This is a genomic window from Streptomyces sp. NPDC004732 (assembly GCF_040609235.1).
Classification (GTDB): domain Bacteria; phylum Actinomycetota; class Actinomycetes; order Streptomycetales; family Streptomycetaceae; genus Streptomyces.
This window is the reverse complement of record NZ_JBEXJR010000001.1, coordinates 221,001-243,046: the sequence shown is the minus strand read 5'-3', so window position 1 is coordinate 243,046 and position 22,046 is coordinate 221,001. Positions and strand designations below refer to the sequence as shown.

The 22,046-nt window shown below is 70.8% G+C and carries 19 protein-coding genes; 13 read left to right on the top strand and 6 right to left on the bottom strand.

Going from position 1 to position 22,046, the window contains the following annotated elements; translation table 11 throughout:
- The 3 genes from ABZV77_RS01045 to dmpI all read left to right on the top strand — a co-directional run bounded on the left by ABZV77_RS01045 (nt 1) and on the right by dmpI (nt 4,358).
- Nucleotides 1-2,466 carry an FtsX-like permease family protein gene (locus tag ABZV77_RS01045; protein WP_356250115.1) on the top strand — a complete coding sequence of 822 codons (2,466 nt, stop codon included), beginning with the start codon at nt 1-3 and terminating at the stop codon, nt 2,464-2,466.
- A gap of 634 nt (nt 2,467-3,100) precedes the next feature.
- On the top strand, nt 3,101-4,000 hold the full coding sequence (locus ABZV77_RS01040) for a LysR family transcriptional regulator (protein ID WP_356248945.1): 900 nt from the start codon (nt 3,101-3,103) through the stop codon (nt 3,998-4,000).
- Nucleotides 4,001-4,175: 175 nt separating this feature from the next.
- Nucleotides 4,176-4,358, top strand: a complete 183-nt coding sequence (gene dmpI / locus ABZV77_RS01035; protein WP_356248943.1) for a 4-oxalocrotonate tautomerase DmpI — start codon at nt 4,176-4,178, stop codon at nt 4,356-4,358.
- A 44-nt stretch (nt 4,359-4,402) separates the two neighbouring features.
- Here the strand turns inward: dmpI and ABZV77_RS01030 are convergent, their stop codons facing one another.
- Entirely contained in the window at nt 4,403-5,233 is an 831-nt protein-coding gene (locus tag ABZV77_RS01030; RefSeq protein ID WP_356250113.1) for a helix-turn-helix transcriptional regulator, read from the bottom strand.
- Between the two features lie 225 nt (nt 5,234-5,458).
- Between ABZV77_RS01030 and ABZV77_RS01025 the strand changes: the two genes are divergently transcribed.
- On the top strand, nt 5,459-7,162 hold the full coding sequence (locus ABZV77_RS01025) for an AMP-binding protein (RefSeq protein WP_356248941.1): 1,704 nt from the start codon (nt 5,459-5,461) through the stop codon (nt 7,160-7,162).
- Nucleotides 7,159-8,769, top strand: a complete 1,611-nt coding sequence (locus tag ABZV77_RS01020; RefSeq protein WP_356248939.1) for an AMP-binding protein — start codon at nt 7,159-7,161, stop codon at nt 8,767-8,769. The genes ABZV77_RS01025 and ABZV77_RS01020 overlap by 4 nt, the downstream gene beginning before the upstream one ends.
- A gap of 19 nt (nt 8,770-8,788) precedes the next feature.
- On the opposite strand, the gene ABZV77_RS01015 is transcribed toward ABZV77_RS01020, so the two are convergent.
- A complete protein-coding gene (locus tag ABZV77_RS01015; RefSeq protein WP_356248937.1) occupies nt 8,789-9,313 on the bottom strand; it encodes a GNAT family N-acetyltransferase in 525 nt (174 codons plus the stop codon).
- A 183-nt stretch (nt 9,314-9,496) separates the two neighbouring features.
- Between ABZV77_RS01015 and ABZV77_RS01010 the strand changes: the two genes are divergently transcribed.
- Nucleotides 9,497-10,684, top strand: a complete 1,188-nt coding sequence (locus ABZV77_RS01010) for an MFS transporter (RefSeq protein WP_356250111.1) — start codon at nt 9,497-9,499, stop codon at nt 10,682-10,684.
- Here the strand turns inward: ABZV77_RS01010 and ABZV77_RS01005 are convergent.
- Entirely contained in the window at nt 10,681-11,517 is an 837-nt protein-coding gene (locus ABZV77_RS01005; protein WP_356250109.1) for a hypothetical protein, read from the bottom strand. The genes ABZV77_RS01010 and ABZV77_RS01005 overlap by 4 nt on opposite strands.
- Nucleotides 11,518-11,815: 298 nt before the next feature.
- Between ABZV77_RS01005 and gcl the strand changes: the two genes are divergently transcribed.
- Nucleotides 11,816-13,603: a glyoxylate carboligase gene (gene gcl / locus ABZV77_RS01000; protein WP_356250107.1), complete on the top strand. Its 1,788-nt coding sequence runs from the start codon at nt 11,816-11,818 to the stop codon at nt 13,601-13,603.
- 695 nt (nt 13,604-14,298) lie between these two features.
- Here gcl and ABZV77_RS00995 read toward each other — a convergent pair.
- The 3 genes from ABZV77_RS00995 to ABZV77_RS00985 all read right to left on the bottom strand — a co-directional run bounded on the left by ABZV77_RS00995 (nt 14,299) and on the right by ABZV77_RS00985 (nt 17,718).
- Complete coding sequence (locus ABZV77_RS00995; protein WP_356248935.1) at nt 14,299-15,756, bottom strand: catalase; 1,458 nt, start codon at nt 15,754-15,756, stop codon at nt 14,299-14,301.
- Between the two features lie 184 nt (nt 15,757-15,940).
- A complete protein-coding gene (locus ABZV77_RS00990) occupies nt 15,941-16,831 on the bottom strand; it encodes a 2-hydroxy-3-oxopropionate reductase (RefSeq protein ID WP_356248933.1) in 891 nt (296 codons plus the stop codon).
- Nucleotides 16,832-16,884: 53 nt separating this feature from the next.
- A complete protein-coding gene (locus ABZV77_RS00985) occupies nt 16,885-17,718 on the bottom strand; it encodes a TIM barrel protein (protein ID WP_356248931.1) in 834 nt (277 codons plus the stop codon).
- A gap of 126 nt (nt 17,719-17,844) precedes the next feature.
- Here ABZV77_RS00985 and ABZV77_RS00980 point away from each other — a divergent pair, with 126 nt between their 5' ends.
- From ABZV77_RS00980 to ABZV77_RS00955, 6 genes are all read left to right on the top strand, one after another.
- Entirely contained in the window at nt 17,845-18,123 is a 279-nt protein-coding gene (locus ABZV77_RS00980; RefSeq protein WP_356248929.1) for a hypothetical protein, read from the top strand.
- Nucleotides 18,120-18,497, top strand: coding sequence for a helix-turn-helix domain-containing protein (locus tag ABZV77_RS00975; RefSeq protein ID WP_306337169.1), 378 nt, complete (start codon nt 18,120-18,122; stop codon nt 18,495-18,497). The genes ABZV77_RS00980 and ABZV77_RS00975 overlap by 4 nt, the downstream gene beginning before the upstream one ends.
- A 183-nt stretch (nt 18,498-18,680) precedes the next feature.
- Nucleotides 18,681-19,196: a 2-oxo-4-hydroxy-4-carboxy-5-ureidoimidazoline decarboxylase gene (uraD, locus tag ABZV77_RS00970; RefSeq protein ID WP_356248927.1), complete on the top strand. Its 516-nt coding sequence runs from the start codon at nt 18,681-18,683 to the stop codon at nt 19,194-19,196.
- Nucleotides 19,193-19,600, top strand: a complete 408-nt coding sequence (uraH, locus tag ABZV77_RS00965) for a hydroxyisourate hydrolase (RefSeq protein WP_356248925.1) — start codon at nt 19,193-19,195, stop codon at nt 19,598-19,600. The genes uraD and uraH overlap by 4 nt, the downstream gene beginning before the upstream one ends.
- A 5-nt stretch (nt 19,601-19,605) precedes the next feature.
- A complete protein-coding gene (gene pucL / locus ABZV77_RS00960; RefSeq protein ID WP_356248923.1) occupies nt 19,606-20,538 on the top strand; it encodes a factor-independent urate hydroxylase in 933 nt (310 codons plus the stop codon).
- A 67-nt stretch (nt 20,539-20,605) separates the two neighbouring features.
- Nucleotides 20,606-22,024, top strand: coding sequence for a nucleobase:cation symporter-2 family protein (locus tag ABZV77_RS00955; RefSeq protein WP_356248921.1), 1,419 nt, complete (start codon nt 20,606-20,608; stop codon nt 22,022-22,024).
- The last annotated feature ends 22 nt before the right edge of the window (nt 22,025-22,046 follow it).

Genomic DNA, 22,046 nt, shown 5'->3' with positions numbered 1-22,046 from the left:
GTGCTGAGCACCACGCTGCGCACCCTGCGCCACCGCTGGACCACCCTCGTCGGCAGCTTCGTCGCCCTCTCCCTTGGCGTGGCCCTGATCGCCGTCATGGGGCTGGCCCTGGCCTCCTCGCAGGACGCGCCGGACCGGGGCCCTGAGCGGTTCGCCGCCGCGCCGGTAGTCGTCAAGGGACAGGACACCCTCAGGGTGCCGACCCCCGTGGACCACCGCACCCAGAAGACCCGGCAGCTCGCGCAGCCGCGCCCCGTGCCCGACAGCACGGTCGCGAAGCTGCGCGGCCTCGGGACCGTCGTCCAGGACCGGTCGTTCGCCGTGCGCGCCGAGGGCGGCCCCGCCGATCTGGTCGGCCACCCCTGGTCCACCGCTGCCTTCGCACCGTACGAGCTTGACGCGGGACGCGCGCCCGAGGCCGCGGACGAAGTCGTCGTCAGCGGTGACTGGGCCCGTCCGGGCACCCGGCTGCGCACGGGCGGCGGCACGGTGCGCGTCGTCGGCACCGTGGCCGGGCTCGGCTTCGAGAACGCCGTGTTCCACACCGACGCCCGCGCCGCCGAACTGTCGCCGCGCAGCCTCCAACTCGTGGTCGACGCCGACGCGGCGGCCGTGCGCGAGGCGGTACGCGGCAGCGAAGGCGTCCGGGTCCTCACGGGGGACGCGCGCCGGTACGCCGATGCCGACCCCGACCGGGACAGCGAGGCGCTCACCGCGATGAACGCCATGTTCGGCACGGCAGGCGGCGTCACCGGATTCGTGTCGGTGTTCGTGGTGGCCTCCACCTTCGCGTTCGCGGTGGCCCAGCGGCGCCGCGAGTTCGGACTCCTTCGCACGGCCGGGGCGACCCCGGGGCAGATCCGCCGCATGGTCCTCTCCGAGGCGCTGGTGGTCGGTGTGCTCGCCTCGGCGGTCGGCTGCGTGCTCGGCTCCTACGGGGCGCCGAAGCTCGCGGAGTGGGCGGTCCACGAACGCCTCGCGCCCCGCTGGTTCACCATCGGCGAGTACACCTGGCCCTACCATCTGGCGTTCTGGACCGGCCTGTTCGTGGCCCTGTGCGGCGCGCTGGCCGCGTCCTGGCGTGCGGGTCGCACCGGGCCCACCGAGGCGTTGCGCGAGGCATCCGTGGACACCCGGGCCATGACAGGGGGCCGTTGGCTGGTCGGCTCGGTTCTCCTGGCCACCGCCGCGGTCACCCTCGTCCTGGCCCTGGTGACGAGCCCGGGCGACCTGCTGCAGCGCAAGACTTACGTGAGCAGGCCCATGCTGCTGATCACCGCGGTCGCGCTGCTCGCGCCGGTACTGGTGGGGCCCATGGCGAGGCTGATCGCCTGGCTGCCCGCCCGGCTGCCCGGCGCCGGGGGGATGCTCGCGCGCGAGAACGCGGCCGCCGGGGTGCGCCGCACCGCAGCCGTCGCGGCTCCCGTGCTGGTCACGGTCGCGTTGGCGGGCTCGCTGCTCGGCGCCACCGCGACGCTCGGCGAGGCGAAGGCCACCGAGATGCGGGAGCGGACGGCCGCCGACTTCGTAGTCACCGCAGCGGCCGACACCGGCTTCGACGAGGCGACGCTGGAGCGGCTGCGCGCCGTGCCTGGCACCCAGGTCTCGGCGAGCGCGTCGAGCGCCGTGTACGTCCTGGAGGACGGCGCGGCGCTCATCAGGTCCGACGCCAGGGCCGTCGAGCCGGAACCGCTCGCCGCAACGGCTCGACTCCCGCTGGCCGCGGGGAAGGTGAGCGACCTGGACGACGACTCGATCATCGTCAACGAGGAATGGGCGGAGCACACCGTGGGCGAGCGGGTGGACGTGTGGCTCGGCGACGGTACGAGGAAGTCCCTGCGGATCGCCGCCGTCATGACCACGGGCACCGGCGACAACGGCGCCTACGTCACCCCGCGCAACGCCCCCACGGCCCCCATCGACCGGGTCGACGTACGCCTCTCGGACCGCGCGGACCCGGCCACCGTGGCCGCGGGTCTGCGGCAGGCGGTACGGGCGTCGGGCGGAGAGGTGCTCACCACGGACGCCTGGGTACGGGCGATGCGCCCCGAGACCAACCGGACGACCCGCCTCGGCCTCTTCATGGTCCTCGGGATCGCCCTCCTCTACACCGGCATCTCCCTGGCCAACACCATGGTCATGGCGACCTCGGACCGGGTCCGCGAGCTGGCCGCGCTGCGGCTGGCGGGCGCCACCCGGTGGCAGGTGCTGCGGCTGGTGGGCGCCGAGGCCTTGATGGTGGTCGTGATCGGCGGGCTGCTGGGGGCGCTGGCCGCCGGACTCAACCTGGCGGGCATGTGGGGCGCGCTGGGCCTGCTCTCGGTGTGGACGCCCGTCGAGATCCCGTGGACGACGCTCGCGGCGGTCCTGAGCGCCTGCGCACTGCTCGCCGTGACCTCGGCGGTCGCTTCGGCCGGTCTTGCTCTGCGCCGTGGGGCGATGGGGCCTGCGGGCGTACGGGAGTGACGTCCCGGAGCGGCGGTGTCTTGGTCGACGGCGTGCCGGTAGGCGGCCTGTGGGGCGGGGGCGTCTCTTGCCGCCTCGCACGTGCGCTTCCCCGCCGTTCCTCCGGCCGGTCTCGCTGCGCCGTGGGGCGTTGGGCTTGTAGGCGTACGAGTGGAGCCCCGGAGTGGGGACGTGCTGGTCGGCGGCGTCCCGGGCTGCGGCGTCTCGTGTCGCCGCGCGCGTGCGCTTGCTCGGGGTCGCACCGGCCGGTCTTGCTCTGTGCCGTGGGGTGGTGGGGTCTATGGGTGTACGGGAGTGCCGCCCCGGAGCGGCGGTGTCCGGGGCGGGGGCGTGTCGTGTCGCCTCGTGCAGACGCTTCCTTGTGGTCGCTCCGGCCGGTCTCGCATTGCGCCGTGGGGTGTTGGGGCCTGTAGGCGTACGGGGGTGATGCCCCGGAGCGGCGGTGTCCGGGGCGGGGGCGTGTCGTGTCGCCTCGCGCGTGCGCTTCTTCGGGGTCGCTCCGGTGGTCTCGCTGCGCCGCAGGGGCGATGGGGCCTGTAGGCGTACGCGAGTGGCGCCCCGGAGCGGCGGTGTCCTGGTCAGCGATGCCCGGGGCGGCGGCGTCCCGTGTTGCCGCGCGCATACGCTTCCCCGCATGGAACTGCGGCAGCTCAGCTACTTCGTGACCGTCGCCGACGAGCTGCACTTCGGGCGTGCGGCCGAGCGGCTGCACATCGTTCAGTCCGCGGTGAGTCAGCAGATACGTCGTCTGGAACGGGAGCTGGGCGCCGAGCTCTTCGACCGTTCGCCCCGGCACGTGCGGCTGACGGGGGCGGGGGAGCGGCTGCTGCCCGAGGCGCGGGCCGTGCTGGCCGCCGCCGAACGGGCGCGGGCCGCGGTCGCCCCGCCCGTCGGGCTGCGGCTCGCCACCAGCACCGGGTTGGGGGAGCACCTGGACCGGGTGCTCGCGGAGTTCGCAGTGCGGGCGCCCGGGGTGCCGGTGGAGCTGGTGTCGGGTGGTGCGCGTGAGCGGATCGAACAGGTCGTCGACGGGCGGGTCGATGCCGCCTTCGTACGTTCCGCGGAGCCCGTGCCCGGTGTGCGGATCGTGCCGCTCTGGGACGACCCGCTGGTGGCCGTCCTTCCTGCCGCGCATCCCCTCGCCGGAGGCGCGGACGTGGCGCTCGGTGACCTCGCGGAGCTGCCGCTGGCGATCACCGCGCGGCGCGACAACCCGCCGCTCGTGGACCTCGTCGTCGGGGCGTGCGGCGATGCGGGGTTCGAGCCGGTGCCCGGGGGCTTCGGGGGGTCGCTGCAGGACCGGCTCGCCACGATCGGGGCGGGGATCGTGCCGCAGTGGACGGTCGTGTACGCGTCGCACGCGCGCGTGCTGCACAGTCCGCGCGTGGCGTTCCTGCCGTTCCGTGAGCCGGGGCTCGCGCTCGCCACGGGTCTCGCCGTGCGGGCGGGGCGGTCGGCCCCGGGGCTCGATGTCTTCCTCGCCGCGTGCACGGCGGTGGCGGCCGGGACCGGAACAGCCTCCGGGGCGGTGTAAGAAACCTCCGCTGACCTGCGGTGATCACGGAAACTGATCGCTGTGTTCGTCGGCTGAGCCTTGGTCGCGCGGCGCCGCTGGGCTGGACTGGGGTCGTACCGAGAAACCCCGGCCCGCCGGGGTGGCTCAGTACTCCGTCGCCGGTAACTCCGGCCCTGAGTAAGGGAGTTCAGTCATGCCCGTCGTCACCGTCCAGCAGGGTCCCCGCACCGTCGAGCTCAAGCGGGAGCTGGTCAAGCAGATCACCGACGCGTTCGTGGACGCGTACAAGATTCCCGCCGAGACCGTGCAGGTCTGGATTCACGAGACGCCGACCGACAGCTGGGGCGCCGCCGGGAAGCTGACCGCCGACAAGTAGAGCTCACCCCGGGGGCCCCGCGCCGGGTCGGGTCGGGGGCGGGTCTACGGAAGTAGGCCCGCCCGGCGCGCCGCCACCACCGCCTCCAAGCGCGTGTGCGCCCCCAGTTTCCGCATGGCCGAGCGCAGGTAGCCCTTCACGGTCTCGGGGCGCAGGCCGAGGCGCTCGGCGGCCTCCGCGTTCGTCACACCGGTGGCCACGCAGGACAGGACGTCGACCTCGCGGGGGGCGAGGGCGACGGGGCGGTCCCGGGGCTGCGCAGGGACAGTGGCAGCCGACTCCAGCCGACCGCACACCGCGAGGAGTTCGGCCCGGAGCGCGGCGTCGGTCACGCGCGGCGCCAGGGCCCGCAGTGCGCCGTGCGCCTCGCGGACCTGCTCCCACGCCCCCGGCCCGGGACCCGCCTCTGCCGCTGCCGCGGCCCCCGCCTCCCGGGCCGCCGCGAGCAGCGACCGCACCTCGTCCCGTACGACCAGGGCCTGCTCCACGTCGCGGGCCGCCGCCACCGCCGCCGACAGCGTCCGGTCGCCGAGCGGCTGGGCCGTGCGCAGCGCGCCGTACAGCACTCCGCGCACCCGGCGCCGCACCACCACGGGCACCGCGAGCACCGACCGCAGGCCCTCCGCCGCCACCGCCGCGTCGTACTCGTGGCTGATGTGCCGCGACACGTGGTAGTCGGTGACCGCGCAGGGCCGTGACAGGGCGACCGCCTTGCCGCCGAGGCCGTTCCCCGACGAGATGGCGAGGCCCTGCAGGGCGCGCGTACCCGTGCCGATCAGCTCGCCGATGCGCACCTGGCGCGACCCTTCGAGCAGTCCGCCGAAGGCCACCGGGAGCCCCGTGCCGCGGCGCAGCCGCAGCAGAGCGGCCCGCATCTCCACCGTCTCGCCGCCGTCAGCCGACACGCGCCCGCCCTTTCACCTCGCGACACCCCCGTTCGGGGGTAGTGAGACCCGCATCACGAATTACACGATGTTCCGTAGCGTCCGGCAATGAGTACGGCACTACGAGCGAATGAGTACGGCAGTACGAGCGACGGTACGAGCATCAGCACGACCAGCAGCGTGATCCACCGCGAGAGCGGGCGACTAGGGGTGCACATGACGAGTGACGGCACGAGCGCCACGGAGCAGTTCCGTACCGCACGGGATTTCCTCCTGCGGCATCGAGAGGACTACGCCGCCGCGTACGAAGGCTTCGCCTGGCCGCGGCCCGAGCGCTTCAACTGGGCGCTCGACTGGTTCGACGTGATCGCGCGGGGCAACGACCGCACGGCCCTGCACATCGTCGAGGAGGACGGCGCGGAGTCACGCTTCTCCTTCGCGCAGCTGTCCACCCGCTCGAACCGCGTCGCCAACTGGCTGCGCGCGCGGGGCGTGCGGACCGGTGACCGCATCGTCGTCATGCTCGGCAACCAGGCCGAGCTCTGGGAGATCGCCCTCGCGGCGATGAAGCTGCGCGCCGTCGTCATCCCGGCGACGCCGCTGCTCGGCCCCGTCGACCTGCGCGACCGCATCGACCGCGGCCGCGCCCGGCACGTGGTCGTGCGCCCCGAGGACACCGCGAAGTTCGACGACATGCCCGGCGACTACTCGCGGATCGTCGTCGGGGGAGAGCGCGAGGGCTGGACCGCCTACGCGGGAGTCGACGACGCCACTTCCCACACCACCGCCACCCCCGACGTCTTCGAGCCCGAGGGCATCACCCTCGCCGACGACCCCCTGATGCTCTACTTCACCTCCGGCACCACCGCCCAGCCCAAGCTGGTCGAGCACACCCACGTGTCGTACCCCGTGGGCCACCTCGCGACGATGTACTGGATCGGCCTCAAGCCCGGCGACGTCCACCTGAACATCTCCTCGCCCGGCTGGGCCAAGCACGCCTGGTCGAACCTCTTCGCGCCGTGGAACGCCGAGGCGACGGTCTTCATCCACAATTACGCGCGCTTCGACGCCGGACGGCTCATGGCGGAGATGGACCGGGCGGGCGTCACGTCGTTCTGCGCGCCGCCCACCGTGTGGCGCATGCTCATCCAGGCCGACCTGACCCAGCTGCGCACCCCGCCGCGCGAGGTCGTCGCGGCCGGTGAGCCGCTCAACCCCGAGGTCATCGAGCAGGTGCGGCGGGACTGGGGCGTCACCATCCGCGACGGCTTCGGGCAGACCGAGACCGCCGTGCAGGTCGCCAACTCGCCGGGCCAGGAGCTGAAGCCCGGCTCGATGGGCCGCCCCACGCCCGGCTTCGCCGTCGAGCTCCTCGACCCCGTGACCGGCGCGCCGGGCGCGCCGGAGGGGGAGATCTCCCTGGTCCTCGGGACGGACCCGGTCGGCCTGATGGCCGGGTACCACGGCGACCCCGAGCGTACGGCGCAGGCGATGGCGGGCGGCTACTACCGCACCGGCGACATCGGCTCGCGCGACGCCGACGGCTACATCACCTATGTCGGCCGGGCCGACGACGTCTTCAAGGCGTCCGACTACAAGATCTCCCCGTTCGAGCTGGAGAGCGCGCTCCTGGAGCACGAGGCGGTCGCCGAGGCCGCGGTCGTGCCCGCGCCGGACCCGGTGCGGCTCGCCGTGCCCAAGGCGTACGTCGTGCTCGCCGCAGGGTTCCAACCGGGCCCGGACACCGCGAAGTTGCTCTTCGAGCACTCGCGTGCGGTGCTAGCTCCCTACAAGCGCCTGCGCCGCCTCGAGTTCGGCGCGCTCCCCAAGACCGTGTCCGGCAAGATCCGCCGCATCGAGCTGCGCGAGGCGACCGCGGCGGGTTCGGACGCGGAGTACCGCGAGGAGGACTTCCGATGAGCGCAGAGCTTTCCTACGCGCACGGCACGAGCGGCACGCCGCTCCTCGGCGACACCATCGGACAGAACCTCGACCGGGCCGTTGCCGCCTGGCCGGACCGGGACGCGCTCGTGGACGTCGCCGCGGGCACCCGCTGGACGTACGCCGAATTCGGCGCGGCCGTCGCGCAGTTGGCGCGCGGCTTCCTCGGGGCGGGCGTCGCCAAGGGGGACCGGGTCGGGATCTGGGCGGTGAACTGCGCCGAGTGGGTGCTCGTGCAGTACGCCACCGCCCGCATCGGCGCCATCATGGTCAACATCAACCCGGCCTACCGGGCACATGAGGTGGAGTACGTCCTCAATCAGTCCGGCGTCTCCGTCCTGGTCGCCACCCAGGTCCACAAGAGCAGCGACTACCGCGCGCTCGTCGACGAGGTGCGGCCCCGCTGCCCCGAACTGCGCGCCGTCCACTACATCGGGGACGGCTCGTGGGGCGCGCTGCTGGATGCCGCCGCCTCTGTTGACCCGGCCGAACTCTCGGCACGTGAAGCCGAGTTGAGCTGCGACGACCCCGTCAACATCCAGTACACCTCCGGCACCACCGGCTTCGCCAAGGGAGCCACGCTCTCCCACCACAACATCCTCAACAACGGCTACTGGGTGGGCCGTACGGTCGGCTACACCGAGCAGGACCGGGTCTGTCTGCCCGTGCCCTTCTACCACTGCTTCGGCATGGTGCTGGGCAACCTCGCCGCCACTTCGCACGGCGCGTGCATCGTCATCCCCGCCCCGTCCTTCGACCCGGTCGCCACGCTGCACGCCGTCGAGCGGGAGCGCTGCACCTCGCTGTACGGCGTGCCGACGATGTTCATCGCCGAGCTCAACCTCGCCGACTTCGCGACGTACGACCTGAGTTCGCTGCGCACCGGCATCATGGCGGGCTCGCCCTGCCCGGTCGAGGTGATGAAGCGGGTCGTCGCCGAGATGCACATGGCGGAGGTCGCCATCTGCTACGGCATGACCGAGACCTCGCCCGTCTCCACACAGACGCGCCGCGACGACGACCTGGAGCGCCGCACCGGCACGGTCGGCCGGGTCCTGCCCCACATCGAGGTCAAGGTCATCGACCCCGCGACCGGCGTGACGCTGCCGCGCGGCGCCTCCGGCGAGCTGTGCACGCGCGGGTACAGCGTGATGCTCGGCTACTGGAACGAGCCCGAGCGGACCTCCGAAGTCATCGACTCCGGACGCTGGATGCACACCGGTGACCTCGCGGTCCTGCGCGAGGACGGGTACGTCCAGATCGTCGGCCGCATCAAGGACATGATCATCAAGGGCGGCGAGAACATCTACCCCCGGGAGATCGAGGAGTTCCTGTACGGCCATCCGAAGGTCGCGGACGTACAGGTGGTCGGCGTACCCGACGAGCGGTACGGAGAGACGCCGCTGGCCTGCGTGATCGTGCGGGACCCCGAAGACGTCCTCACCCTGGAGGAGCTCCAGGCCTACTGCAAGGGGAAGTTGGCCCACTACAAGATCCCGGCCGCCCTGCGGATCCTGGAGGCCTTCCCGATGACGGTCTCCGGGAAGGTGCGCAAGATTGAGCTCAGGGAGCGGTACGGGGAGTGACGGCGGTCCCCGGCGGGGTTCAAGGGCAGGCGCTGAGGTCGAGGCGCATGCAGAGGCGGGGCCAGCGGTCGAGGCCGAGCTCCGCCTCGTGCGCGCGGATCCTGCGCAGGGCCGGGGTGAGCTCGGTGTCCGCGAGCGGGCGGAAGCCGATGCGGGCGTAGTACGGGGCGTTCCACGGGACGTCGGTGAAGGTCGTCAGGGTCAGCGCGGTCGCACCCTCCGCGCGGGCCCGCTCCGCCACGTACTCGATCAGGGCGCGGCCGATGCCGCGGCGGGCGGCTCTGGGGTGGACGGTGACCTGCTCGATGTGGAGCGCGTGGTCGTCGGGGAGGGGGTCGGCGATCAGGTACGCGGCCGGGGCGCCGTCCGCGTCCACCGCGACCCACGCATGACCGGCCCGGCGGTAGCGGTCCAACTCCTCGACCGTGAACGGCTCGTCGTCCGCGATCGCGGCCATGCCCAGGGCGCGGAACGGCTCGCCCGCGGCTCGCTCGATCTCCTGGAGCGCGGGCAGATCGGCGGCGGTGGCGGGGCGGATCAGCATGGGGGCGAGTATGCCCCGACCAAATCCTGTTGTGCGGCAGGGGGCTGACCGGGGATCGTTGGCCGGTCCGCCAGCAGAGCCATTGCGTCGATCCGTGAGGTGAGTGTGCGCCTGTCCAAGGCCGGTGACCGTGACGTCGACAACGGATCCGCCGCCGCGGGGCCACCCGGTCTGAGCCGGGGCATGGTGCTGCTGCTCGCCGTCACCTGTGGCGTCGCCGTCGGGAACGTCTACTTCCCGCAGGCCGTCAGCCCGCTGGTCGCCGACGGACTGAACGTGTCGGCCGACACCGCGGCGCTCGTCGTGACCGCCACCCAGTTCGGGTACGCGGGCGGCATCTTCCTCCTCGTACCGCTCGGCGACCGCATCCCCTACCGGACGCTCATCGTCACGCTCCTCTCCCTCACCGGTCTCGGCCTGCTCGGCGCGGCCGCCGCGCCGGGGATCTCGCCACTGATCGCCGCGAGCGTCCTCGTCGGCGTCACCACCGTCGTGGCGCAGGTCATCGCGCCGACGGCGGCCGGTCTGGTCCCCGAGGAACGGCGCGGTGCCGTCGCGGGCACGCTGCTCAGCGGCTCGATCGGCGGGATGCTGCTGTCCCGCGTCTTCGGCGGCACGGTGGGGGAGTGGCTCGGCTGGCGTGCCCCGTACCTGATGACGTCGGTGATCGCGCTGCTCATTGCGTGCGTACTGGCGCGTGCGCTGCCCCGGTCGACGGCACCGTCCCGGCAGCGCTACCCGGCCCTGCTCGCCGAGTCGCTGCGGCTGCTGCGCACCGAGCCCGACCTGCGCCGCTCCGGCTTCTACCAGGCGATGATCTTCGGCGGCTTCTCCGCGCTGTGGACCGGTGTCGCGCTGCTCCTGACGGGGCCCGAGTACGGTCTCGGCGCGTCGGCGGTGGGCCTGCTCGCGCTGGTCAACGCGGCGACCATGCTCTGCACGCCGGTGGCGGGGCGGCAGGTGGACCGGCGGGGGTCCGACGCGGTCAACCTCGTCTGCATGGTCGCGGTCCTCGCGGCGTCGGCCGTCCTCTTCGCGGGCGGCATCGGCGGGGCCGTCGGGCTCGCGTCCCTCGCGGTGGGGACGCTGCTGCTCGACGTGGCGATGCAGTCCGGCACGGTCGCCAACCAGGTACGGATATTCGGGCTCAGCGACGAGGCGCGGGCCCGTCTCAACACGGCCTACATGACCTGCGCCTACCTGGGCGGAAGCGTCGGTTCCTGGCTGTCGGTGCAGGCGTACGGAGCCTTCGGCTGGCCGGGCGTGTGCAGTCTGGTCGCCCTGCTTGCGACGCTGGCGCTGACCCGCCACGTGGTGCACCTGCGCGGCGCGGCGGGCTCCGGCACCGGGCAGCCCCGCACGCCGTCTTAGGCCCCCGCCGCCACCAGCTCGTCCGCCGCGCTGTTGACGGGCTGGGGCGTGCCGGTCGCGTCCATCGTGAAGAGGGGGACGCCGAGGGTGTCCGCGCGGGTGCGGGCGCCGGGCGTGTACCCGGCGAGGGAGAAGAAGGCGCACGTCACGGGTGTGTCGCCCGCCTCCGTCATCGCGGTGAGCCAGAGGCATTCGACGTCCCGCAGGGTGGTGGGCCGCAGTGCGGGCTCGACCTGGGCCAGCATGCCGCGCGCGACGATCCGGGACCCCGATGGCGGGCGCCGGGCGGCGCTGCGCGTGTTCAGGTAGCCGAGCCAGCGCAGGTACAGGGCGGCCACGGTCACGGCGTCGCGGGCGTCGCGGATCGTCACGGGGCGGAAGGCGGGGCGGGGGCGCGGGGCGGTGCGGGGCAGCGGGATGTGGGAGGGGAGGCCGGGCGGGGCCTTCGGGCTGCCGGGAGGCGCGTTCTCGCCGCCGGGCAGTTCCTCGTCGGCGGGGTGCTCGGCCGCCGACTCCCCGGCCTCCACCCCCGCCCCTGTCGCCGCCTTCCCCGCCTTCCCTGCCTCCTCCACCGTTCCGGCCACCGGAACACGTAATACCGCCCCACAAGCGCAGTCCAGCTCCGGCTGGGGCCAGTGGCCCTCGCGGCCGCAGGCCCCGCAGCACGCCGTGACCCACTCGTCCGCCCAGGTCCGGTCCGTGATCTGGGCCACCGTCGCGCCCCTGGCCACCGGCGGGGCCACGGGGGCGCCGCACGCGCAGGGATAGGACGGGGGAGCGTACAGATGCTCGCGTCCGCACTCCGGGCACCGTATCGGCACTGTCGGGACCATCGGCACGCCACTCTCCGTCACCGTCACCGTCGCCACCATCGGTCTCTCCCATCCTCCACCCAAGCGATGGCCGACGGCTGCCAGTTGGGTCAACGCCCCGGCGCCGGGTTCCGCGGAGCCGTTCCGCCGATCTCTCTTGACGCTGTCCGGCATGCCCGCATACATTGCTTCCGTATAGCAGAACTAAATTTCCACAATGCGGAAACAGAAGCTCACCGCGGGGCGCGACGGGAGCCGGATCCGCCAGCCGAATCCGGCAGCCGAAGAGCTGTCGAAGCTGTCGAAGCAGGAGAACCCCATGGCTCGTATGACCGCTGCCCGCGCGGCAGTTGAGATCCTCAAGCGCGAAGGCGTCGTCAACGCGTTCGGTGTGCCGGGCGCCGCGATCAACCCCTTCTACAAGGCGCTCAAGGAGGGTGGTGGCATCGACCACACCCTCGCCCGCCACGTCGAGGGCGCCTCGCACATGGCCGAGGGCTACACCCGGACCAACCCGGGCAACATCGGTGTCTGCATCGGCACGTCGGGACCGGCAGGCACCGACATGATCACCGGTCTGTACTCCGCGACCGGCGACTCGATCCCGATCCTCTGCATCACGGGCCAGGCGCCGACGCACCTGCTCCACAAGGAGGACTTCCAGGCGGTCGACATCGCGACGATCGCCAAGCCGGTCGCGAAGATGGCCGTCACCGTCCTGGAGGCCGCGCAGGTCCCCGGCATCTTCCAGCAGGCGTTCCACCTGATGCGTTCGGGCCGTCCAGGACCGGTCCTCATCGACCTGCCGATCGACGTCCAGCAGACCGAGATCGAGTTCGACCCGGAGACGTACGAGCCGCTGGCGGTCTACAAGCCGTCCGCGACCCGTGCCCAGATCGAGAAGGCCATCGCCTTCCTGGTCGAGTCCGAGCGTCCGCTGATCATCGCGGGCGGCGGCATCATCAACGCCGACGCCTCCGACCTGCTGGTCGAGTTCGCCGAGATCACCAACACCCCGGTCGTGCCGACCCTGATGGGCTGGGGCACCATCCCCGACGACCACGACCTGAACGCGGGGATGGTCGGCCAGCAGACCGGCCACCGCTACGGCAACGCGACGTTCCTGGAGTCGGACTTCGTCCTCGGCATCGGCAACCGCTGGGCCAACCGCCACACCGGCTACAACATGGACGTGTACACCAAGGACCGCAAGTTCGTGCACGTCGACATCGAGCCGACGCAGCTGGGTAAGATCTTCGCCCCGGACTACGGCATCGCGTCGGACGCCAAGGCGGCCCTGGAGCTGTTCGTCCAGGTCGCGAAGGAGCTCAAGGCCGCGGGCAAGCTGCCCGACCGCTCGGCGTGGGTCGCCTCCAGCCTGGAGCGCAAGGAGACCCTGCAGCGCCGTACGCACTTCGACAACATCCCCATGAAGCCGCAGCGCGTCTACGAGGAGATGAACAAGGCGTTCGGCAAGGACACGCGCTACGTCACCACGATCGGCCTCTCGCAGATCGCCGGCGCCCAGATGCTGCACGTCTACAAGCCGCGCCACTGGATCAACTGCGGCCAGGCGGGCCCGCTCGGCTGGACCATCCCGGCCGCGCTCGGCGTCGCGAAGGCCGACCCGGACACCCAGGTCGTCGCCCTCTCCGGTGACTACGACTTCCAGTTCATGATCGAGGAGCTGGCGGTCGGTGCGCAGCACCGCATCCCGTACGTCCACGTGCTGGTGAACAACGCGTACCTGGGCCTGATCCGCCAGGCGCAGATCGGCCTGGACATCAACTTCCAGGTCAACCTGGAGTTTGAGAACCAGAACAGCCCCGAGCTCGGCGTCTACGGCGTCGACCACGTCAAGGTCGCCGAGGGCCTCGGCTGCAAGGCGATCCGCGTGACCGACCCGAACGAGCTGGGCGCCGCCTTCGAGCAGGCCAAGAAGCTCGCGCAGGAGCACCAGGTGCCGGTCGTCGTCGAGGCGATCCTGGAGCGCATCACGAACATCGCGATGAGCAAGACCGCCGACATCTCCGACGTGTCGGAGTTCGAGGAGCTCGCAACGGAGCCGGGCCACGCGCCCACGGCGATCCGTCCGCTGAAGGTCTGACGACCACCACAGCGCACACAGGGGCGGTCCACCCGGCGGGGTGGACCGCCCCTTCGGCGTGCGCGCACGAGCTCAGCAGCGGCCGCCAGGGCATGGACGGGGCGACGACGGTGAGGGCCGAGCTCGTCGGATGCGCGTGACTCTCCCGGATGCCAGAAGGGCACGGGGTGTGGGCGCAGGACTGGCACAGGGCGACACAGAGCGGCACAGGGCGACACGAGACGGTACGCAGCAGGGCGGCAGGTGCCCGGCTACTCGGCACGCACGCAAGGGCGGCAGGTGCGCACACAGAAGAGCGGCGAGTACGGGGACCGTCCCGTGCTCGCCGCTCTGGCTCAGCTGCCCTGTGGGCCGTGAAGTGGCCTGTGGGGCTGTGGAGTTGTTGCCGTCCGACCGCGCGCGACTGGCGGAACATGCATACGCGCTGCCGGACGGAGTTCGTGGGATTCGGCGGGGACCGCGGTGGTTGTGATGGAACGGGGGTTCCCCTCCCTCAGGTCGAGAAGGGAGCCGCCGGACCTTTACCACCGCACTGGCTCACAGAGCCGCCGCGGACCCGTGCCTGTCCGCGTGAGCGGACTGCCCGCGGTGCTCACGGGACCACCCCTCATCCGGGTCCGTGGCGGTGCGGGCTCAGCACCGGTGGGTCGACCTCCCGTCAACCCACCGGCGCAGCCTGGGTGTTGCTTGCTCGCTCAGTCCTCGCGCAGGGCGCGGACGGCCTTCTCGACGCGCTTGCCGTAGTCGGCGTCGGCGGCGTGGAAGTGGGCGAGGTTCTTCTCGATGACGTCGTCGCGGGAGACCTGCGAGAGGCCGCCGGCGATGTTCGCCACCAGACGGGACTTCTCGTCCTCCGACATCAGGCGGTACAGCTCGCCCGCCTGGAAGAAGTCGTCGTCCTTGGTGTGGGCCGGGGCCTCGTGCGTGCCCGTGTGGCCGTTGACGGCCAGCGGGGCCGACAGCGGGGTGCCGGTCTCGGCGGGGCCGTCGTACGAGTTGGGCTCGTAGTTCTTGCGGTCGCGGCCGTACGCGTTGGACGCCATGAGGCCGTCACGGCCGTAGTTGTCGGCCTTGGCCGCCTTGGGGGCGTTCACCGCGAGCTGGGTGTGGTTGACGCCCAGGCGGTAGCGGTGCGCGTCCGCGTAGGCGAACAGGCGGCCCTGCAGCATCTTGTCGGGGGAGGGGCCGATGCCCGGAACGAAGTTGTTCGGGGAGAAGGCGGCCTGCTCGACCTCGGCGAAGACGTTGTCGGGGTTGCGGTCGAGGACCAGACGGCCGACGCGCTGCAGCGGGTAGTCCTTGTGCGGCCACACCTTGGTGAGGTCGAACGGGTTGAAGCGGTACTCGGCCGCGTCCGCCGCGGGCATGATCTGCACGTGCAGGGTCCAGGACGGGTTCACGCCGCGCTCGATGGCCTGCAGGAGGTCCGTCTGGTGCGAGTTCGGGTCCGTGCCCGCGATCTCGGCGCCCTGCTCGGCGGAGAGGCTGCGGATGCCCTGGTTCGTCTTGAAGTGGTACTTGACGAAGAAGGCCTCGCCCTGCGAGTTCGTCCACTGGTAGGTGTGCGAGCCGTAGCCGTTCATGTGGCGGTACGAGGCGGGGATGCCGCGGTCGCCCATGAGCCAGGTGATCTGGTGCGTCGCCTCGGGGGCGTGCGCCCAGAAGTCCCAGACGTTGTCCGCCTCCTGCTTGCCCGTGAAGGGGTCGCGCTTCTGGGAGTGGATGAAGTCGGGGAACTTGATGGGGTCCTTGATGAAGAAGACCGGCGTGTTGTTGCCTACGAGGTCGTAGTTGCCCTCTTCGGTGTAGAACTTCAGCGCGAAGCCACGGGGGTCACGGACCGCGTCCGCGCCACCGAGGTTGTCCGCCACGGTCGAGAAGCGCAGGAAGACCTCGGTGCGCTTGCCGAGCTCGCTGAGGAAGTCGGCGTGGGTGAAGCCGGTGACGTCGTCCGTCACCTCGAAGTAGCCGTACGCACCGGAGCCGCGGGCGTGCACGACACGCTCCGGGATGCGCTCACGGTTGAAGCGGGCGAGCTTCTCCAGCAGGTGCTGGTCCTGGAGGAGGATCGGGCCACCGACGCCGGCGGTGGCGGAGTTCTGATTGTCGGCGACGGGGGCGCCGGACTCGGTCGTAAGCACGCGCTTCGACATCGTGACCTTCCGTGCTGTGACTGCTGAGGTGTTCGGAGCGTAAGGACCCCTGAACTGCTACGTCAACAGTTTGTTGAAGTTGATGATGGAGTTCCGGGCCGCGGCGACGCCTGGGCGCGACAGGACAGGTGTCAGCGCCGCCACGGCCCGGAAGTTCGAGAGGAGCTCTCGCCGGTGGTGCGGCTTAGAGCTCGGCGCCCGAGAGGCGCTCGACGGAGCGCAGCAGGGCGGAGTGGTCGAGGCCGCCGTCACCCTGCGTGCGCAGCGAGGCGACGAGCTGGGCGACGACCGCGCCGACGGGCAGGGCCGCACCGACGTTGCGGGCGGCGTCGGTGACGATGCCCATGTCCTTGTGGTGCAGGTCGATCCGGAAGCCGGGCTTGAAGTCCCGGTTCAGGAAGTTGTCCTTCTTGCGGGTCAGCACGGTCGAGCCCGCAAGCCCCCCGTTCAGGACGTCGAGCGCGGCCTGCAGGTTCACACCGGACTTCTCCAGGAAGACCACGGCCTCGGCGCACGCCTGGATGTTCACGGCGACGATGAGCTGGTTGGCGGCCTTCACGGTCTGGCCCGAGCCGTGCGGACCGCACAGCACGATGGTCTTGCCCAGCGCCTCGAGGAGCGGCTTGGCCTCGTCGAAGTCGGCCTGCTCGCCGCCGACCATGATGGAGAGCACGGCCTCGATCGCACCGGCCTCGCCACCGGAGACGGGGGCGTCCAGGACGCGCAGCCCCTTCTCCTTGGCGGCCTTGGCCAGGTCCACGGAGGTCTGCGGGGTGATCGACGACATGTCGACGATCAGCGCGCCGGACTTCGCGTTCTCCACGATGCCGTCAGGACCGTACGCGATGGCCTCGACCTGCGGGGAGGCGGGCACCATCGTCACGACGACGTCGGCGTCCTTGACGGCCTCGGCGATGGACTTGGCGACCGTGCCGCCGGCCGCGGCCAGGCGGTCCAGCTTGTCCTGCTCGAGGGTGAAGCCGGTGACGGAGTAACCCGCCTTGATCAGGTTCTCGGACATGGGCGAGCCCATGATGCCGAGGCCGATCCACGCGATCTTGGGAAGGTTGCTCATGAGGGTGTCTCTCCTACTGCTCTGAAGCGTGTTCTACGTCGATGAGTTGGCGCTCAGCGCGCGGCGCGGGCCTCGGCGGGCAGCCAGCCGAAGGAAGCGGCGGCGTCGGTGGCCTTGTACTCCAGGCCGACCCATCCCTCGTAGCCGGTCTTCTTCAGCTGGTCGAGCAGGGCCTCCAGCGGAAGGGATCCCGTCCCGGGGGCGCCGCGGCCGGGGTTGTCGGCGATCTGCACGTGGCCGGTCTTGGCCGCGTACTGCTCGATGACCGACGGCAGGTCCTCGCCGTTCATGGACAGGTGGTACAGGTCCATGAGGAACTTCGCGTTGCCGAGACCGGTGGCCGCGTTCACCTTGTCCACGATCTCGATCGCCTTGGGCGCGCTCACGATCGGGCAGAGCGGCGACTCGGGCTTGTTCAGCGCCTCGATCAGCAGGATCGCGCCGACGCGGTCCGCCTCGCGGGCGGCGAGCACCAGGTTCTCCAGGGCGAGTTCGTCCTGGACGGCCGGGTCGACGCCGTCCACGCGGTTGCCGTACAGCGCGTTGAGCGCCGTGCAGCCGAGGGACTTCGCGAAGTCCGCCGCCACCGCGAGGTTCGCGCGGAACTTCGCGCTCTCCTCACCGGGGATCGACAGGGCGCCGCGGTCCGGGCCCGGCAGCTGTCCCGCGTAGAAGTTCAGGCCCACCAGCCGGACGCCCGCGTCCTCGATCGCCTTCTTCAAGGCGTCGAGCTCGGACTGCTCGGGGGTGGGGGCGTCGACCCAGGGCCACCACAGCTCGACCGCGCCGAAGCCCGCCTTCGCGGCGGCCGCGGGGCGCTCCAGGAGCGGGAGCTCGGTGAAGAGGATCGACAGGTTCACATTGAAGCGCTGGTCGGAGTATCCCATGGGGCTTCCGCGCTCCTTCCGTATTGCGGAAGTTCATTTCTGTCTGGTGGAAGACTGCCTCCGATCTGTGGAAGCTGTCAAGAGGGGACTGCCGAAAATTCCAGCGGCGGCATTAGGTTGTTGCGCGTGCGATTGAGAGTGGAGTTCACGACCGAACCCTTCGATCTCGACGAGGCCCCGGCGCATGCGCTGGTGGCTCGCGAGGTCATCCAGGGGGCCCCGCTGGACACCGTGGACGTAGGCCCGTTCGGCAATACGGCCGAGGGCGACGTCGACGCGGTGCTTACTGCCGTCGATGCGATGCTGCGCCGGTCCCTGGGGGCGGGCGCGACCCGCGTCTCGCTCCAGGTCAACGTGATCGGCGAGCCGGGAGCGGCGGCCGGTCCGGGGGAGGCGGATAAGTGACCAGCTTCGGGGACGACCCCTTCGTCACCGCGGTGAAGCCGCTGGTGGACGCCATGGGCGGCGAGATGATGCCGCCCGACCAGGCGGGGACCGACGACGTCGTGCTCGCCTGGGAGGGCGAGGACGTGGTGGCCGTGCGGCTGCCGCAGCTCGCCGACTCCCTGGACCACATCCTGCTCGCCCTGGAGCGGAAGCAGGGGCGGCCCCTGTCGGAGCTGGACCGCAAGGCCAAGCAGGAGGTCGTACGGATACTGGAGGCGCGCGGCGCCTTCTCCGTACGGCACGGCGTGGAGACTGTGGCGGGCGCCCTAGGGGTCTCCCGCTTCACCGTGTACAACTACCTGAACAGGGAGAACGCCGCCAAGGGCGAATGACCCCGACCGGCGTGGCGCCCTGCCGCGCCCGTCCCCGCCGTCACTCTGAGCGGCCGAGCCGTCACCCGTATTGCCGGGTGACGGCTTCTTTGTTCAAGTTATTTCAACAAACTGTTGACGCGGTGTTGTTGAAGGTCTTAGCTGTTCCGCAGCCCGTCCAGCACAAGGCCACGGAGGCTCCCCGTGACTTCGAGTACGACACCGGATCCCACCCGGTTCAACGCCTTGGAGGAGGCCGCGGCCACCGCCGCCCTCCACGAGGCCTGTGCCTCTTCGGCCTGGGGAAGCAAGCTGCTTGCCCAGCGCCCCTACGCCACCGTCGAAGCCCTCTTCGCCGCGAGCGACGCCGCCATGGCCGAGCTCACCGCCGAGGATCTGGCCGAGGCGATGGCGGGGCACCCGCCGATCGGCCGCCCGAAGCCGGGGGACCCGACCTCCGCCCGCGAACAGCGCGGGATGGCCGGGGCCTCCGAGGAGCTCAAGGCCGAACTGCTCGAACTGAACCTGGCCTACCAGGAGAAGTTCGGTCACGTCTTCCTGATCTGCGCGACCGGCGCGACCGCCGAGTTCATGCTCGGCCAGCTCAAGATCCGGATCGAGCACGGGGCGGAGGCAGAGCGGGAGATCGTCCGCAGTGAACTGGGCAAGATCAACCGCATTCGGCTGACCCGCCTCGTAGAAGAAGGAAGCGACGCATGAGCACGGAAACTACAGCTTCGGTGTCCACTCACATCCTGGACACCAGCGTGGGTCGCCCCGCCGAGGGCGTCGCCATCTCCCTGTCCGCCCGCAGTGGTGCAGGGGAGGAGTGGAAGGCACTCGGCGGCAGCGCCACCGACGCGGACGGTCGCTGCAAGGATCTCCCGGCCCTGCCGGAAGGCACCACCCACGTACGTCTCGACTTCGAGACCGAGGCGTACTTCCTGACCAAGAACAACCAGCAAGCCGAGGCGCAGCAGGACGCCCCCGCGAATCGGGACAGCGATGCGACCGGAGCGTTCTTCCCGGAGGTGGCGATCACGTTCGCCGTCAAGCCGGGCGAGCACTACCACGTACCGCTGCTGCTCAACCCGTTCGGCTACTCCGTTTACCGAGGGAGCTAGCAGACATGCCCACCATTCTGGGACAGAACCAGTACGGCAAGGCTGAGAACCGGGTCGTAAAGATCACGCGGGACGGCGACACCCACCACATCAAGGACCTGAACGTCTCGGTCGCCCTCTCCGGCGATCTGGACGACGTCCACTACAACGGCTCGAACGCCAACTGCCTGCCGACGGACACGACGAAGAACACCTGCTTCGCGTTCGCCAAGGAATACGGCATCGAGTCCGCCGAGCAGTACGGCATCCACCTCGCCCGGCACTTCGTGGACAGCCAGCCCTCGATCCACCGTGCGCGCATCCGCATCGAGGAGTACAGCTGGGAGCGCATCGGCGGCTCCGACAGCAACTCCAAGTTCATCGGCGCCGACGAGGTCAAGCACTCCTTCGTCCGCAAGGGGCAGGAGACGCGGGTCGCCCAGATCACGTATGACGGCGAGAACTTCGAGGTGCTCTCGGGTCTCAAGGACCTGACCGTGATGAACTCCACGAACTCCGAGTTCTGGGGCTACATCAAGGACAAGTACACGACCCTCCAAGAGGACTACGACCGCATCCTCGCCACCTCCCTGTCCACCTGGTGGCGGCACAACTGGACCAACGACGAGCAGCGCATGCCGAGTTGGGAGCGGTCGTACGAGCAGGCGAAGAAGCACATCCTGCACGCCTTCGTGGAGACCTACTCCCTCTCCCTGCAGCAGACGCTGTACCAAATGGGCTCGCGGGTCATCAACAACCGCAGCGAGATCGACGAGATCCGCTTCTCCGCGCCCAACAAGCACCACTTCCGTCAGGACCTCTCGTCCTTCGGCCTCGACAACGAAGCCAAGGACGGCGCCGTCTACTACGCCGCCGACCGCCCGTACGGCCTGATCGAGGCCACGATCCTGCGGGACGGCGTCGAGCCGAAGATCCCGGTCGACATGACCAACCTCTGACGCGGGATGCGCGCCCCCGCCCCGCCGCAGTGGACGGGGGCGCGCCACACCGGAGGGAACATCCGCAATGGCACAGCCAGCAAAGGGGCCGGCAGCAGCCGAAGGCCCGTGTTCCACCCCATCGGACATAGCTGACAGCGAGTCACCTGCCGCCTGTCACCCGGTGGATGAGAAGCTCCACCCCTCGCGGCTCGTCCCCGCCGCGCTCCAGCACATCGCCGCCATGTATGCGGGCGTGGTCACCCCTCCGCTCATCATCGGCCAGGCCTGCGGCCTGGACACCGTGGCCCAGACCCGGCTGATCGCCGCCGGTCTGCTGATCGCCGGTCTCGCCACCATCCTGCAGACCCTCGGCGTCAAGGGCTTCGTCGGCAACCGTCTGCCGTTCGTGAACGCCGCCTCCTCGGCGGGCATCGCACCCATCCTCGCGATCGCCGAGACCAACGCCAAGGGCGACCAACTCCCCGCGATCTACGGCGCGGTGATGGTCGCGGGCGTCTTCTGCCTCGCCGTCGGACCCTTCTTCGGCAAGCTGCTCCGCTTCTTCCCGCCGCTGGTCACCGGCGTCGTCATCACCCTCATCGGCGTCACGCTGATGCCTGTGCCCGTGAAGTGGGCGCAGGGCGGCGACGACACCGACCCGACGTTCGGCGACATGAAGTATCTGGCGCTCGCCGCCTTCACGCTCGTCGTGATCCTGCTGTTCCAGCGATTCGGACGCGGTTTCCTCAAGCAAGTCGCCCTGCTGGCAGGCATGTTCATCGGAACGCTCGCCGCGATCCCGTTCGGCATGGCCGACTTCACCTCGGTGCAGACGGCCCCGCTCGCCGCCCTGCCCACGCCGTTCGCCTCCGGCGCCCCCGTCTTCCAGCCCGCCGCGATCCTCTCGCTCTGCATCGTGATGCTGGTCCTGATGACCGAGTCCGCGGCAGGCATGCTCGCCCTCGGCGAGATCTGCGAGCGCAAGACCGACGGGAAGACCATCACCCGCGGCCTGCGCACGGACGGCATCGCCACCCTGGTCGGCCCCGTCTTCGGCGGCTTCCCTACCTCCGCTTTCGCACAGAACGTCGGCGTGGTCTCGCTGACCCGGGTCCGCAGCCGCTACGTCGTCGCGGTCGCGGGCGGCGCGCTCATCGTGCTCGGCGCCTTCCCGGTGCTCGGCGCCGTCGTGAACGTGGTCCCCATGCCGGTCCTCGGCGGCGCGGGCATCGTGCTCTTCGGCTCCATCGCGGTCAGCGGCATCCGTACGCTCTCCGAGGCGGGCCTCGACGACAGCTCCAACATCATCCTGGTGGCCGTCGCGCTCGGCGCGGGCATCATCCCGCTCGCCGCACCCACCTTCTACGCGGACTTCCCCGCCTGGGCGCAGACCGTGCTCGGCTCCGGCATCAGTGCCGGTGCGCTCGTCGCGGTATCGCTCAACCTCTTCTTTCACCATCTCGGCACCCGTGGCTCCACCGCCGCGGCACTCAAATCTTCCTAGGGTCATGCCGTGCCCACATCGC